Source organism: Agrobacterium sp. YIC 4121 (assembly GCF_002008205.1).
GTDB lineage: Bacteria > Pseudomonadota > Alphaproteobacteria > Rhizobiales > Rhizobiaceae > Agrobacterium > Agrobacterium leguminum.
This window is the reverse complement of the sequence record NZ_MRDI01000001.1, coordinates 563563-578396: the sequence shown is the minus strand read 5'-3', so window position 1 is coordinate 578396 and position 14834 is coordinate 563563. Positions and strand designations below refer to the sequence as shown.

General features: G+C 58.7%; 16 protein-coding genes. 7 read left to right on the top strand and 9 right to left on the bottom strand.

The features are described from left to right. Positions 1–236: 236 nt before the first annotated feature. The 3 genes from BTE54_RS02930 to BTE54_RS02920 all read right to left on the bottom strand — a co-directional run bounded on the left by BTE54_RS02930 (position 237) and on the right by BTE54_RS02920 (position 3087). Positions 237–1109: an SDR family oxidoreductase gene (locus tag BTE54_RS02930; RefSeq protein ID WP_078051362.1), complete on the bottom strand. Its 873-nt coding sequence runs from the start codon at positions 1107–1109 to the stop codon at positions 237–239. A gap of 3 nt (positions 1110–1112) precedes the next feature. Next, positions 1113–2264 (bottom strand): tRNA epoxyqueuosine(34) reductase QueG, encoded by a 1152-nt coding sequence (gene queG / locus BTE54_RS02925; RefSeq protein ID WP_078051361.1) that lies wholly within the window; start codon positions 2262–2264, stop codon positions 1113–1115. A gap of 130 nt (positions 2265–2394) precedes the next feature. Continuing rightward, positions 2395–3087, bottom strand: a complete 693-nt coding sequence (locus BTE54_RS02920; protein WP_003520121.1) for a glutathione S-transferase family protein — start codon at positions 3085–3087, stop codon at positions 2395–2397. 159 nt (positions 3088–3246) lie between these two features. Between BTE54_RS02920 and BTE54_RS02915 the strand changes: the two genes are divergently transcribed. Then, positions 3247–4053 carry an undecaprenyl-diphosphate phosphatase gene (locus BTE54_RS02915; RefSeq protein WP_078051360.1) on the top strand — a complete coding sequence of 269 codons (807 nt, stop codon included), beginning with the start codon at positions 3247–3249 and terminating at the stop codon, positions 4051–4053. Positions 4054–4660: 607 nt separating this feature from the next. Here BTE54_RS02915 and BTE54_RS02905 read toward each other — a convergent pair. The 6 genes from BTE54_RS02905 to dnaN all read right to left on the bottom strand — a co-directional run bounded on the left by BTE54_RS02905 (position 4661) and on the right by dnaN (position 9380). Then, entirely contained in the window at positions 4661–5641 is a 981-nt protein-coding gene (locus BTE54_RS02905) for a complex I NDUFA9 subunit family protein (protein WP_078051358.1), read from the bottom strand. 121 nt (positions 5642–5762) lie between these two features. Continuing rightward, positions 5763–6050, bottom strand: a complete 288-nt coding sequence (locus BTE54_RS02900; protein ID WP_065654603.1) for a DUF1330 domain-containing protein — start codon at positions 6048–6050, stop codon at positions 5763–5765. Between the two features lie 20 nt (positions 6051–6070). Beyond that, positions 6071–6778, bottom strand: a complete 708-nt coding sequence (gene pyrF, locus BTE54_RS02895; protein ID WP_003503850.1) for an orotidine-5'-phosphate decarboxylase — start codon at positions 6776–6778, stop codon at positions 6071–6073. A 4-nt stretch (positions 6779–6782) separates the two neighbouring features. Next, positions 6783–7379, bottom strand: coding sequence for a histidine phosphatase family protein (locus BTE54_RS02890; protein ID WP_078051357.1), 597 nt, complete (start codon positions 7377–7379; stop codon positions 6783–6785). Between the two features lie 95 nt (positions 7380–7474). After that, positions 7475–8068, bottom strand: coding sequence for a phospholipid N-methyltransferase PmtA (gene pmtA, locus BTE54_RS02885; RefSeq protein ID WP_078051356.1), 594 nt, complete (start codon positions 8066–8068; stop codon positions 7475–7477). Between the two features lie 193 nt (positions 8069–8261). Continuing rightward, positions 8262–9380: a DNA polymerase III subunit beta gene (gene dnaN, locus BTE54_RS02880; protein WP_065654600.1), complete on the bottom strand. Its 1119-nt coding sequence runs from the start codon at positions 9378–9380 to the stop codon at positions 8262–8264. A 267-nt stretch (positions 9381–9647) separates the two neighbouring features. Between dnaN and rsmI the strand changes: the two genes are divergently transcribed. From rsmI to ugpE, 6 genes are all read left to right on the top strand, one after another. Continuing rightward, a complete protein-coding gene (rsmI, locus tag BTE54_RS02875) occupies positions 9648–10589 on the top strand; it encodes a 16S rRNA (cytidine(1402)-2'-O)-methyltransferase (protein WP_065654599.1) in 942 nt (313 codons plus the stop codon). Further along, positions 10579–10947 (top strand): YraN family protein, encoded by a 369-nt coding sequence (locus tag BTE54_RS02870; RefSeq protein WP_065654598.1) that lies wholly within the window; start codon positions 10579–10581, stop codon positions 10945–10947. The genes rsmI and BTE54_RS02870 overlap by 11 nt, the downstream gene beginning before the upstream one ends. Positions 10948–10960: 13 nt before the next feature. Next, a complete protein-coding gene (locus BTE54_RS02865) occupies positions 10961–11521 on the top strand; it encodes a sugar O-acetyltransferase (RefSeq protein ID WP_078051355.1) in 561 nt (186 codons plus the stop codon). A 108-nt stretch (positions 11522–11629) separates the two neighbouring features. Then, a complete protein-coding gene (locus BTE54_RS02860; protein WP_078051354.1) occupies positions 11630–12928 on the top strand; it encodes an extracellular solute-binding protein in 1299 nt (432 codons plus the stop codon). Positions 12929–13011: 83 nt separating this feature from the next. After that, positions 13012–13980, top strand: a complete 969-nt coding sequence (locus tag BTE54_RS02855) for an ABC transporter permease subunit (protein ID WP_170985783.1) — start codon at positions 13012–13014, stop codon at positions 13978–13980. An 11-nt stretch (positions 13981–13991) separates the two neighbouring features. Beyond that, positions 13992–14834, top strand: coding sequence for a sn-glycerol-3-phosphate ABC transporter permease UgpE (gene ugpE, locus BTE54_RS02850; protein WP_003520108.1), 843 nt, complete (start codon positions 13992–13994; stop codon positions 14832–14834).

Sequence of the window (14834 nt, the reverse complement as noted above, 5' to 3'; positions counted from 1 at the left end):
CGTCCCGGCCAAAAGCTGGAAAAAATAACGCAGAATCAATGGATAACGGAAATGCTGTTGCGGGTCACGGCTTCGTGAATCCAGTTCACGAAATGTGAGTGAAATATTTTTCTAATGACTACGATTTTAGTGATTTTTGGACGGTTAATAAAATCCTAATTGGCTGAAATAAGACGAAAACCATCCGCAAAAGCGGGATTGGAAGGATTTTTCATCGCTTTTCGAGAGGGAATTTTTCAGCCTCGCCAGAGGCCGTTTTCCCACAATTGTCTCAGGGAGAACCTGTACTCCGGGAAGCGGAAATCGAAGCCGAGATTGCGTATTCTGGCGTTGGAAACGCGCTTGTTCTCGCCATAAAAAGAGCGCGCCATCGGCGTCAGATCGGCGGTCTCGAAGGCCTGCTCGGGTGGCGGTTCCACCCCCATCAATGCTGCTGCGAAACTCACCACATCCTGCGGCGGGCAGGGTTCCTCGTCGGTCACGTTGAAGATGCCGCGTTCGTTTTTCCGTGCCAGAAAGGCAAGTGCGGCACCGATATCCTCGACCCGGATGCGATTGAACACCTGGTCCTTCTTCACCAGCCGCCGCGCCGTTCCTTTCTCGAAATTCATGAAGGCATTGCGTCCGGGGCCGTAAATTCCGGAAAGGCGCAGGATGGCAAGCGGCACATCCGCCTTTTCCGCTGCCGCAGTCCAGGCGGTTTCCGCAGCCACCCGTTCCACGGATCGCGCGGAGACCGGGCGGCAGGGCGTTGTCTCGTCCACCCAGGCGCCGCCATGGTCGCCATAAACGCCGACGGTGGAAAGATAAGCGACCCATTTCAGATTGGGCGTGAGCTTTTTCAGATCGCCACCCAGAAGCGCAAGCAGCGGATCGCCATCCTTGCCCGGCGCGACGGATTGTACGAGATGCGTGATGTTGCCCATTGCGGCGACGAGTTCGTCATTGAGCTGAACGCCATCAAAGAGGAAGGGCGTCATGCCTGCGGCGGTGAGGTTTGGAAACTTGTCCTGACTGCGTGTGGTGCCGGAAACGCTTGCTGCTTCGGTTCTCAGCGCGTTAGCGATGGCTTTCCCAGAATATCCCGCGCCAAAAATCATCACATGCATGCGTCACGCCTCTGCCAGTTGCCATTCCATTTCCGCCTCCGGATCAGGCTCCGGCGCGCGACCGGCAGAGTATGTACGGAATTCGTCCCTGTCCATAAGCCGCGACAAAGCCCACGCGGCCATGCCGCGTACTTCGGGCGAAGGGTCGGTTTCGGCAAGCGCCTTGCATCGTTCCACGAATTGCCGGTCGGCCGAGTTGCCCGCCGCGATCAGCACATTGCGGATGAAGCGATTGCGGCCGATGCGCTTGACGGGTGAGCCGCTGAAGAAACCGCGAAAGGCTGCGTCATCGAGCGTGAGCAGGAAGGCGATGGAGGGTTCCTTCAGATCTTCGCGCGCCTGCAATTTCATCTCGGAGGCGCTCGCTGCAAACTTGTTCCACGGACAGGCGGCAAGACAGTCGTCGCAGCCATAGATGCGATTGCCGATCATCGGCCGGAATTCTTGCGGGATCGGCCCCTTGTGCTCGATGGTGAGATAGGAGATGCAGCGGCGCGCATCCAATTGATAGGGCGCGGGGAAAGCGGCCGTCGGACAGGCATCGAGACAGGCGCGGCAGGAGCCGCAATGGTCCCTTTCAGCCTCGTCAAGACAGAGTTCGGCCGTGGTGAACATGCTACCGAGAAACAGCCACGAACCATGGGTGCGGCTGACAAGGTTGGTATGCTTGCCCTGCCAGCCGAGACCGGCGGCGGCGGCAAGCGGTTTTTCCATTACCGGTGCGGTATCGACAAAGACTTTCACATCCTCGCCGGCGCGCGCGGCTAAACGGGTAGCGATTTCCTTCAGCCGCCCCTTGATGATGTCGTGATAATCGCGATTGCGGGCATAGACCGAAATGGCCGCCTTGTCGGGTTTGGAAAGCAGGTCGCGTGGGTCTTCCTCGGGGCCGTAGTTCAGCCCGAACATGACGATGGAGCGCACGTCTCCCCAGAGCGTTTTCGGCTCTGCCCGGCGGGCCTCGGTTTCCTCCATCCACGCCATCGTACCGTGATAGCCATTGTCGAGAAACTGTCTCAGCCGTTCGGGTGCGAGCGGAATGCTGTCCGGCGCGGTGATGCGACACAGATCGAAGCCGAGCGAAAGCGCTTCCTGACGAACGAAGTCCGTCAGTTTACGCGCGCGTATTCGCTGCTTTTCGCTCGCGACGTCGATGGTCGTTTCTCCTGCGGGTTATTCTGCGGCATATATAATGCATGTCGCCCGAAAGTGTGCAGCGGTTTCGGGACAACGACATGCTTTAGATAAAACCGCAGGCCACAGCAAATAACCGGGAGGCCAGACCTCAGAAGTCCAGATCGGCGTAGTGGGAGGAAGGGGCAAGGCGCGGAATGCGTTCGCTGAGGAACGGCCGGAAGGAAGGACGGGATTTCACCCGCTGATACCATTCCTTGGCAATCGGCGCTTCGAGCCAGTTGATCTCACCGAGATAATCCAGCACCGAGACCGCGGCAGCAGCGGCAAGATCGGCATAGCTCAACCGGTCGCCGGCAAGCCAGGTGCGTGAGCCAGCCAGCCATTCCAGATATTTGATGTGCTGGCGAATGTTGTTACGGGCCGTGCGCAGCAGCTTGGAATCCGGCGGTCCGCCACCCTGCGCCGCCGTCATCTGCAATTTATAGACCCTTTCCCGCACCAGCGGCCGGGTCACGTCGTTTTCCATCTTCTGCAGAAACCATTCCGTCAGCCGGCGGATTTCCGCACGCTGAAACGGGTCTTCGGCGAGAAGCCGACGGTCGCGCTTCAGAACCCCATGCGTTTCGTCAAGAAATTCCGCAAGCACATAGGGCCCGCTCAGCGAGCGCATATTGTCGTCCAGATAGACCGGCAGGGTGCCGGCCGGATTGAGCGCCAGAAACTCCCGCCGTCTTTCCCACGGCTGCTCCTCCACGAGATCGGTCTGGAACCCGTATTCCGCGAGGATCAGACGAACGAACCGGGATGCGGTCGACATCGGAGAGTGATAGAGAGTTGGCATCGGTACTCAATTTTTACGATTGGTTGTCATGATCGGCATTTGCCGAAAAACTTTTTCAGTTTCGCTTCATCAAGACGCTATAAGAGCTTGGCTACTTTAAAACAAGTTTAACGCAATTGCCTTCCATTGCCACTTTCCCCCTGAAAAGAAGGATACCTCATGGGTGACCAATCGATCATCAGCGCGCTTCTGCTGGGCATTATCGAGGGTCTGACGGAGTTCATTCCCGTCTCCTCAACGGCGCACGTGCTGCTGGCCGGGCATTTCCTCGGCTTTAAATCACCCGGCAACACCTTTGCCGTTCTCATTCAGCTCGGCGCGATCCTTGCGATCCTTCTTGTTTATTTTCAAAAGCTTGTGTCGCTTGCGCTCGCTCTGCCGACAAGCGCGAAAGCGCGCCGTTTCGTGCTGGCCGTCGCTCTCGCTTTCCTGCCGGCGGCGATAATCGGCGCTTTGGCGCATGACTTCATCAAGACCGTGCTGTTTGAAACGCCGATGCTCATCTGCGTGGTGCTGATCATCGGCGGCGTCATTCTGCTCGGCGTCGACCGCATGCCGCTGAAGCCGAAATATACCGACATCATGGATTATCCGCCGTCGCTTGCCTTCAAGATCGGCCTCTTCCAATGCCTTGCGATGATTCCCGGCACGTCGCGGTCCGGCGCCACAATCGTCGGGTCGTTGCTGATGGGAACGGACAAGCGCTCCGCCGCCGAATTTTCGTTCTTCCTGGCAATGCCGACCATGCTCGGTGCTTTCACGCTCGATCTTTACAAGAACCGCGATGCGCTGAGCTTCGATGACGGTGCGCTGATCGCCGTGGGTTTCATCGCCGCTTTCGTCTCGGGCCTCTTCGTTGTTCGCTCCCTGCTGGATTTCGTATCGCGGCGGGGCTTTGCACCCTTCGCCTGGTGGCGCATCGCCATCGGTTCGCTGGGACTGATCGCACTCATGGTTCTGGGTTGAACCAGGGGCGGGAATAATCTCCGCCCGCGACGAACGAACAGAAAAAGAAAAAGCGCCCCCGGAGAACCGGCGGCGCTTTTTCTTTGAAACTTTTAAAGGCCGATCAGTTGGTGCTGATCGAAGCCGTTGCGCAGGGGTCGACGCCATAGGCGGGAGCGCAACCGCTCTTACCCGCTGCAACCGTTCCCGGCGCCATGAAAGAACCCGCCAGAACCACCAAAGCCGCACACGCAAAAAAGAGTGCGATAGATCTGCCCATTTTATGATTGCCTTTCAGACGTTCGTTCGCGCGGATCATGCCGCCGTGTGTGAATTGAGTGGTCGGGATATGTTTGGAATGTGGCGAATATCAATAAAGCAGCTTGTTGAATACCGGGTTAATACGAAGTCTTTTCCACAGTTGCGCTTGTGCCACGCTTGCCTGTGGAGGCCGGACCACCGTTAACTTTTACCCGGCTTTGCAAAACAGCCCTGGTTCATTCAACACCTCCCCTGCAGTTGAGGGGAAAATGCACAAATAGCGGTTTGGTTGCGATTGAATTGCGCAAAAACAAAAAGCGGGAATGGCTCCCGCTTTGTTTGTGTTCGATGAGGCTGAAGGTGGGCTTCAGGCCGCTTTTCCGGCATTTGAGAACTGGCCGTGCGGGCGGTATTGCACCATGTAGGAAGGCAGAATGGACGCGACGCGAACGGGGGTGATGCCAATGCCTTCCAGCGTCAGGCCGTTCTTTTCGGCGTCGGTGGAAACGACATTGTCCTTTTTCAGCATGGTCACCTGATCGGGCGTCAGCGGCGGCGCAATCAGCGGCACCATTGAAGCGATCTTGCCAATCATCGACGCGACGCCGAAGGGCAGGTTGACGAAGGGACGCTCCCGGTAGGTCGCGGCAAGAACCGCCTCGAGACAGTCACGGAACGTCATGACATCCTGACCGCCGAGTTCATAGATCGCGCCGGGCTTCAGCTTGCCATCGACGCCAAGGGCGACGGCTTCCGCGACATCCTCGACATAGACCGGCTGGAACCTGGTTTTCCCGCCACCGATCAGCGGCAGGAACGGCATGCTGCGGGCCATTTTTGCGAACTTGTTGAAGAAATCGTCTTCCGGTCCAAAAATGATCGACGGGCGCAGGATCACGGCGCCAGGCAGAATGGAATGGATGGCGGCCTCGGCGTGGCCCTTGGTGCGGCCATAACCGGTCGGCGAACCGGCATCCGCGCCGATGGCGGAAATATGCGTCAGCGTGGCGCCGGCATCGCGGGCCGCCTCGGCAATGGCTTTCGCACCGAATTCCTGTACGGCGTCAAAGGTGTTGCGGCCGCTTTCGGTCAGGATGCCGACGCAATTGACCACATGGTCGGCATCTTCCACGGCTTTGACGATGGAATCGCGATAACGCAGGTTCGCCTGGGCGAAGGAAATCTGGCCGACATTGCCGAGCGGCTGCAGGAACCCGGCGAGATCCGGGCGGCGTACGGCGACGCGGATGCGATAACCGCGCTTCGCAAGTATCCGCACGACATGCCGCCCGACAAAACCCGAACCGCCGAAAACGGTGACGAGGGGTGGAAGGTTGGCCAAGGTCATGGGAGGCTCCTCAGAAGCTGTCGATAAAGCGTTTTTCAGTCTCTTAGCCCAAAGCCGCGCGCGCGTGAAGAGATGTTGTCGCGAGGCTGGAAGACGGTTTGGGAAATGCGGTTGACGGACGTCAAATTCCTTCGACGATCATCATCTCCGCATCCGCGACTTCCTGGCGGATTTTGGCCGCGGCCTGATATTCGGGAGAATTATAGCAGTCGATGGCGTGCTGCACCGACGGGAACTCGATGATGACGTTGCGCGCACGCGCCTTGCCCTCCAGCTCGGTCAGCGCGCCGCCACGGGCCAGGAAATTGGCGCCGAACCGCTCGAAAGCGGGCTTAGCCGTCGTGACATAGTCCTTGTAACGCTCACTATCGCGCACATCGACGCGGGCGATCCAGTATCCCTTTGCCATTTCATCTCCTCCGATTGTCGTTACTGATTGGCCGGAAAGCTGGCGCGCAGCATGTCGTCAAGAATGGCGCGGGCCGCCGCTTTCGGGTCTTCCGCCCTGACGATCGGGCGGGCGACCACCAGATGGCTCGATCCGGCCTTGATGGCGTCGTAGGGCGTCATCACCCGCTTCTGATCGCCGAGATCCGCGCCGGCCGGGCGAATGCCGGGGGTGACGACGGCAAGGTCCGGGCCGAGGATTTCGCGCACGGCGGTCGATTCTTCCGCCGAACAGACGATGCCGCCCATGCCAGCCTCGCGTGCCTGCTCCGCCCGGCGCAGCACCAGCGAACGGGCGTCAGAGGCATAACCTGCCTCGGCGAGATCGACGTCGTCCATCGACGTCAGCACGGTGACGCCCAGCAGGCAGAGGCCGGAGCCTTCGGCGGCCTTGACGGCGGCGCGCATCGCTTTGGGATAGGCATGCAGCGTCAGCATCGACATGCCCATGCGGGCGATGTTTTCGACGCCGGAGGCGACGGTATTGTCGATATCGAGCAGTTTCATGTCGAGAAAGACCTTCTTGCCGCTCTGGACAAGGTCGCGCGCAAATTCGAGACCGCCGGCAAAGACCAGCTGATAACCGATCTTGTAGAACAGAACCTCGTCGCCGATTTTCGACACGATGTCTTCGGCTTGCTGCACAGTCGGAACATCCAGCCCGACGATGAGTTTTTCGCGCGCGGTCATTGTCTTATCCCTGCCATGTTTCCATTGCCGTCCAGTCGCATGTGGGGGACGCGGCTGCAAGTGAAAAGTCGGCGATGGAGAAGCGAAAGAGATTGCCGCCGCCGGACGGCTGGTCCTTGCTGCGGCTGATGCCGCGGCCTTCGATATGGCATTTCAGAAGCGTACCTACGCCACCATGTCCGACAAAGGCGATTGGCTGCTGCGGGTCGTGCCGGCCGAGAACGGCTTTGACCGCCCCGACGATCCGCGCCTGCGCGTCGATTGCACGCTCCCAGCCGTGAAAGCTTTCCTCGGGATGGGCGAAGAACCAGTCCGCCGCCTTTTCGAATTCCGGCGGCGGCAGAAAACCGGTGGCGGACCGGTCGTTTTCATGCATCGCCTCGACGATGTCCATTTCCGCCCCGGAGGTTTCAGCCAGGATGCGGGCGGTTTCGATCGCCTTGGTCTCGGCGCTGGAAACGATGCGGCGTAATGACCGCGCCCAGGGCAGGCGGCTTGCCTCGCGCGTCCGCTCGGCACCCCTGTCCGAAAGCCCCCATTCGGGAACGGGAACAGCCGGATCGATCTTGACCTGGGGATGGGTGATGTAGAGCGCATGCATGACAATCGGTCCTCAAGGACGATGGAAAGGGCAAATCGACACCCTAACCATTCGTCACGACCGGGAAATGACGGGTTCCCGCACTCTGTCGAAGATCAGGCCCGCGTATAGGTCCACAATTGCGCCGGCGGAATATTGCGCACGATGAAATCGAAATGGCGGATGTGGTAGAGATGCGGCTGCGCGACGATGGGGGAAATCGGACCGTAGGATATCTGCACGACGGGGCGGCCATGGGGCACGCGCTTCAGCAATTCATCGAGAAGCTTGATACGGGCGGCCATGGGGAAATTCAGCATCGGCACGGCGGAGACGACGCTGTCGAACATCTGGCCCTTGTGTTCGCCAAGCGTCGCATCGAGATCGAAGGCGTCGCCATTGACGAAATTGACGCCCGGATAGCTCTTGAGGAGCTGATTGTAGAAATCGGTCGAATATTCGATGGCGGTCAGGTTCTCCGGCTTGATGCCGCGCGCCAGAATGGCCTTGGTGATGACACCGGTGCCCGGGCCGAGTTCGAGAACCGGCAGGCCGGAATGGGGATTGATGAGACTCGCCATTTTTTTCGCCGTGATGGACGATGTCGGCACAATGGCACCGACTTTTTTCGGCTGGCTGACCATGCCCTTGAAAAAGCGGATTTCTTCTTCAAATTTCTGTTCAAGCCGTTGCTTCAGGTTAAGTGCCATAGTTCCCTCAGATGCTTTTGGTCATTGTCAAAAAACTGTTACGCAATGTTGATCCCATTTGGCGCAAAAACAAGGCAAAATGTCGTAACTGGAAAAATTCGCGTACGGTTTGAAATACACCGTCGCCGAATCAAAAAAAGCCGGTGAAGCGTTCCACCGGCTTTTTTGATGAAACCTGCAAAAAAGTCCCGTTTCAAACGCGCATCGGCATCAGAACATAAAGCGCATCGTCGCCAGCGGTGTCGCGAACGAGCGTCGGCGAGCCGGCGTCGGCCAGCAGGAAAATCGCGTCGTCGCCGGAAAGCTGCGAGGTGATGTCGAGGAGATATTTGGCGTTGAAGCCGATTTCCATCGAATCATTGTCGTAACCGACAGCCACTTCTTCCGTAGCACTTCCCGAATCCGGGTTGTTGACGGTCAGCGTCAGCTGGCCGTTGGTGAGCGCGAGCTTCACGGCGCGGCCGCGCTCGGAAGAAATGGTCGAGACGCGGTCGACAGCCTGCGCGAAGGTCTGGCAATCGACCCGCATTTCCTTGTCGTTGCCGGTCGGGATCACGCGCTGATAATCCGGGAATGTGCCGTCGATCAGCTTCGAGGTCAGAACGACCGAACCGATGGTCAGGCGGATTTTCGCATCCGAGACTTCGACGGTGACTTCCAGCTCGGGGTTGTCCATCAGCTTCTGCAACTCGCCGACGGTCTTGCGCGGAATGATTATGCCCGGCATGCCTTCGGAACCGGAAGGCGCATCCACATCGGCGCGCGCCAGGCGGTGGCCATCGGTCGCGACGGCGCGCAGCTTCAGGTCGCCATTGCTTTCGATGGTATGGAAGAAAATGCCGTTCAGGTAATAACGCGTTTCTTCGGTCGAGATCGCAAATTGCGTCCGGTCGATCAGCATCTTCAGATCGGTCGCCTTCAGTTTGAAGGTGTGGCTGAAGGTGCCGGCCGTGAGGTCGGGGAAGTCCCCTTCCGGCAGGCATTGCAGCGAGAATTTCGAACGGCCGGAGGCAACCGTCATCGATGAGCCGTCCGGATTGGTGGCCAGAAGCACTTCGGAACCGTCCGGCAGCTTGCGCACGATTTCATAAAGCAGATGCGCCGGCACGGTGGTGGCGCCTGCCTGCTCCACCATGGCCGGTGTCGCTTCGGTGATTTCGAGATCGAGGTCGGTCGCCTTCATGTCCAGATTGGCGCCGGATGCGCGCAGCAGGACGTTGGACAGGATCGGGATCGTGTTGCGTCGCTCGACGACCCGGTGGACGTGGTTCAGCGATTTCAGAAGGTTCGACCGCTCAAGAGTAATACGCATGGACGCTACCGCTTTCAACCGTTGCGAACCGGCCACCGCCGGATCGGCAAGAAGAGTCTTCACCGGCCAGAAAGCCGGATAATGTGGACGGGCAAAATGGCAGAGTTATTGCAGGAAATGCAAGAGCCGAGTGCATCTGCCGCGGGTCATTTTGCTGCTATACAGCATGATCCACAGGCTGGGGGCGTCCGTGGACCTTGTTCGCCGGTTTTCTATTGCCCATAAAGAGAGGAAACCAGAGCGACCGGCCGCGAATAATCGGCCAGAATGATTGGAAGCCGTGTGACGGAAGAAATATCGAACAGCGACTTGAGAGATGCAACAAAGAGCTTCAGGATCGGCACGGCCACCATTCCGGCCCGGCCGCTGGAGCCTGCGCTTTATCTCGTGGCTACGCCCATCGGCAATCTTGGCGATATCACCATCCGCGCGCTGGAAACGCTGGCCTCGGCCGATGTTCTCGCCTGCGAGGATACCCGCGTCACCCGCATCCTGCTCGAACGTTACGGTATTCGCACCCGCCCGCTCGCCTATCATGAGCACAATGCAAACGAAGCGGGGCCGAAGCTCATTGCAGCGCTTGAGGCAGGAAAATCCGTGGCGCTGGTCTCGGATGCCGGAACGCCGCTCGTTTCCGATCCCGGTTACCGCCTCGGCCAGCTCGCGCTCGAGGCCGGGCATCGTGTCGTGCCGGTGCCGGGAGCATCCGCGCCGCTCGCCGCCCTCGTGGGTTCGGGAATGCCGAGCGATGCTTTCCTGTTTGCGGGCTTCCTGCCGGTGAAGGATCGCGGCAAGCGCGACCGTTTTGCCGAACTCGCAAAAATCCCGGCCACCTTGATCTTCTTTGAATCGCCGCATCGCATCGGCGCTTCCGTCAAGGTGGCGTCCGAAGTTCTTGGCCACGACCGCCGCGCCGTGGTCTGCCGCGAGCTGACCAAGACCTTCGAGGAGTTCCGGCGCGGCACGCTTGGCGAGCTTGCGGATTATTACGGTGGTGACCGTGTGGTGAAGGGTGAGATCGTGCTTCTGGTGGAGCCGCCCTCTTATGACGAGATTCCCGATATCGAGGATGTCGAGAAGCTGCTGAAGGACCTCGTCGCCACCATGCCCGCCGCCAAGGCGGCAGGCGAAGCCGCCAAGCTGACGGGCCTGCCGCGCAAGGAGCTTTATCAAAGGCTGCTGGATATGAAGGAAACGGATGGCCGCTGACGGGCGAAGCAATAACAGGCGCAAGGCCGAGCGACGCGGCCATGCCGCGGAATATTGGGCGGCACTTTATCTGCTGCTGAAGGGATATCGCATCCTCGCCATTCGTTATCGTACCCGGCTGGGGGAAATCGATCTCATCGCCCGCAAGAAGGACCTCGTCGCCATTGTCGAGGTCAAGGCGCGAACGTCCGGCGAAGGTGCCGTGGATGCCGTCGGTTTCCATTCGCAGCAACGCATTCGGGCGGCGGCCGATCTGTGGCTCGCCCGTCGCAAGGATGCCGCGCGCTTTTCGCTGCGTTTCGATATCATCGCCGTTTTGCCACGACGCCTGCCGCAGCATTTTATCGACGCCTTTTAAAGGGGAGGGAAACATGTCCACCGAGCGGGAAAAAATGGCCGCGGGCGAATGGTACAGCTGCATGGATGCCGAGCTGGATATATTGCGCTGGCGGGCACGAGGGGCCGTCCACCAGCACAATACGATGCCGCCGGATGAGCGCGGGGCAGTGGCCCCGTTGCTAAGGGCTCTGTTCGCTTCTGTTGGTGAAGGGGCATTTATCGAAGCGCCGTTTCATTGCGCTTACGGCTTCAACATCACACTTGGTAAAAATGTTTATCTCAATGCCGGCTGCACCATTCTGGATTCCGCGAAAGTTACGATAGCCGACGGCGCGATGCTCGGGCCTGCGGTGCAGATCTATTGTGCGGAACACCATCTGGACCCGGTGCCGCGAGCGCAAGGCATTGAAATCGCAAAGCCCGTGACGATCAGCCGTGATGTCTGGATCGGCGGCGGAGCGATCGTTCTGGCTGGCATCACTATTGGTGACGGCGCGATTGTCGGCGCCGGTTCGGTGGTGACGCGCAATGTGCCGCCGGGCGTGACGGTGGTCGGAAATCCGGCTCGGCCGATAAAGCGCATGACCGACTGAGATTTTCGTCAGTCGCTGTAATAAATCTGACATGGAACTGTCAAAGAGGCGTCATGGAACGTCTCTATTCGCATCCTCATCCCAATAAATGGTGGAGAGGATTTAGTAATGTTGAAGAAGATTTCCATGGCCGCAGTGGCCGTCAGCATTTCGGCGACGTCTTCCATGGCTGCTACCAACATCACCTGGTGGCACGGCATGGGCGGCCGCAATGGCGAAGTCATCAACGAAGTCGCCCAGAAGTTCAACGAAGCCCAGAAAGAATGTGCTCTGACGCCGGTTTCCAAGGGCTCCTACGAAGAAGCCCTGGCCAGCGGCATCGCTGCTTTCCGCTCTGGCGAACAGCCGAACATCCTCCAGGTTTTCGATGCTGGCGCCGCGACCATCATCAACGCCAAGGGCGCTGTCATTCCTGCCGAAGATCTCATCAACAAGGCCGGTTACAAGTTCGACCGCGATGCCTTCATCAACGGCGTGCGTTATTTCTACGCTGCCGCTGACGGTAAGTTCGTCGGCATGCCGTTCAACTCCTCCGCTCCCATCATGTACGTCAACGACGAAGCCCTGAAAAAGGCCGGCGTCGAAGCGCCGAAGACTTGGGAAGAGTTCGAGCAGGTTGCGCCGAAGCTGAAGGAAGCCGGCTACATTCCGCTCGTTCAGTCGCAGCTCACCTGGCAGTTCACGGAGAACTTCTTCTCCCGCAACAACATCCAGTTCGCCACCAACAATAACGGCTATGACAGCGTCACCGACACCAAGCTCAAGGTCACCGACCCGAACCTCGTCATGATGTTCGACAAGCTGAAGGACTGGAAGGACAAGGGCCTGTTCGCCTATTACGGCGCCGGCTGGAACGACAACCAGAAGCCGTTCGAAGAAGGCAAGGTCGCGTTCTGGATCGGTTCTTCGGGCTCCTTCGGCGGCCTGCAGAAGACGGCGACCATGCCGTTCTCGGCAACCTTCCTTCCTTACTGGGGCTCCATCAAGGGCGCTGGCACCAACTCCTTCATCGGAGGCGCTGCGCTCTTTGCAATGTCGGGCAAGTCTGAAGCCGAAAACAAGTGCGTGGCCGACTTCTTCCAGTTCCTGACCTCGCCGGAAATCCAGGTCTTCTACCACAAGGCAACCGGTTACGTCGCCATCACCAAGGCGGCTTACGAAAAGGCCAAGGCTGAAGGCTTCTACAAGGAAAAGCCGGTCGCGGAAGTCGGTATCCAGCAGCTCTCGCTGCCGGGCGGCGAATGGTCCAAGGGCTACCGCCTCGGCTTCTACCCGCAGATCCGCTCCGTCATGGAGCGCGAATATAACCGCATCTTCTCCGGCGAAGTGACCCCGAAGGCCGCTTTCGAGATCATCGAGAAGGAAGGCAACGACCTGCTCGCCCGTTTCGCCAAAACGGCCGGCTGATCGTCTGTTTCGAAACCAATGACCATTGCCGAGCCTCCTTTCTCACGGAAGGGAGGCTCGCTCTCGGATAAGGAAGCGCAAGCGTGGCCTATACATCGTCTCAACCGCGCCGGTTTTTGTCCGGCTGGTCCGCAAAGGCTGGAAAGCCAGCCAAACCTGCCGACGCCGGCATGAAGCGCGTGCAGTTCTCCTCGTCCTACGTACCTTACCTGTTTCTGGCGCCGCAGCTTGCGGTGATTTTCATCTTCTTCTACTGGCCATCGGTTCAGGCCATACATTCGTCCTTCTATATCGAAGACCCGTTCGGTTTTGGCGCTTCCTTCGTCGGACTTGCCAATTATTCGGATGCGATCTTCAGCCCCGAATATCTCAGCATCGCCAAATTCACGGTTGTCTTCACCGTGCTGGTCACCTTCTTTTCGCTGGCGCTCGGCCTGCTGCTCGCCGTCAAGGCCGACGCGGTCATTCGCGGCAGCTCGACATACAAGACGCTGCTGATTTCCGTGTATGCCATCGCGCCGCCGGTCGCCGGTCTCATCGGAATGATGTTTTTCGACCAGCATATTGGCCCCTTCGTGAAGATGGCCGCATTCCTCGGCTGGGACATGAAGGTCGGCCTCAATTATTTCGATACGGCCTTCGCCATGATCGTTGTCGCGGTCTGGAAGCAGATCCCTTACAACTTCATTTTCTTCCTCTCCGGTCTTCAGGGCGTTCCGGTCTCCGTGCGGGAAGCCGCCGCCATCGACTGCCGTTCTGGCTTTCGCCGGTTCTGGACGGTGATCATGCCGCTTCTGGCGCCCACGGCCTTCTTCCTGCTGATCATCAACATCACCTATGCACTCTTCGACACGTTCGGCGTCATCGACGTGATGGTGAAGGACAAGGCTGCCAACAACCCGATCACGCTGGTCTACAAGGTGTTTCTGGATGGTTTCCGCGGCAATGACATCGGTGGCTCTTCGGCCCAGTCCGTCATCCTGATGCTGGTCGTCTTCGTTCTCACCATCATCCAGTTCCGCTTCATCGAAAAGCGCATCCATTACAATTGAGGGAAAAGACCATGTACAAGACAAAACCCCTCGATCATCTGGTGCTGATCATCGGCGCGCTGTTCCTGATCTTGCCGGTCATCGTGGCCTTCATGACCTCCACCCACACCGCTGCGGAAATCCACCGCAGCGGTCTGACGATGGTTCCCGGCGACAATTTCATCGAGACTTATGAAAAGGTTCTGACCCAGAAGGGCGGCTTCACCGGGCAGATCACGGGTCTCAACATGGTGCTGAATTCGTTGATCCTCGGCATCGGTTTTGCCGTCGGCAAGATCGTCCTGTCGATGACGGCGGCCTATGCGATCGTTTATTTCCGGTTCCGGTTCGCAACGCTCGCCTTCTGGATCATTTTCACCACGCTGCTTCTGCCGCTCGAAGTGCGCATCATGCCCTCCTACGAGGTGATGAGCAAACTCGGCCTTCTGAACTCCTATACCGGCCTCATCGTGCCGCTTCTCGCTTCGGCGACGGGCACCTTCTATTTCCGGCAGTTCTTCAAATCCGTGCCGGAGGAGTTGCTGGAGGCTGCCCGCATTGACGGCGCAGGGCCGGTGAAATTCTTCATCGACGTTCTCATCCCGCTGTCCCGCACCATGATGGCGGCGATCTTCATCATCATGTTCGTTTACGGCTGGAACCAGTATCTCTGGCCCATGCTGATGACGACGGATGAGGGCTTCTTCACCCTGATGCGCGGTATCAAGTCGATCCTGCAGGTCTGGGTCGGTTCGCAAATTCCCGATTACAACGAAGCTTTCGCGCTCGCCGTGCTGGCCATGCTGCCGCCGGTGCTGATCGTCGTCATTTTCCAGCGCTGGTTCATCAAGGGCCTGACCGAAAGCGATAAATGA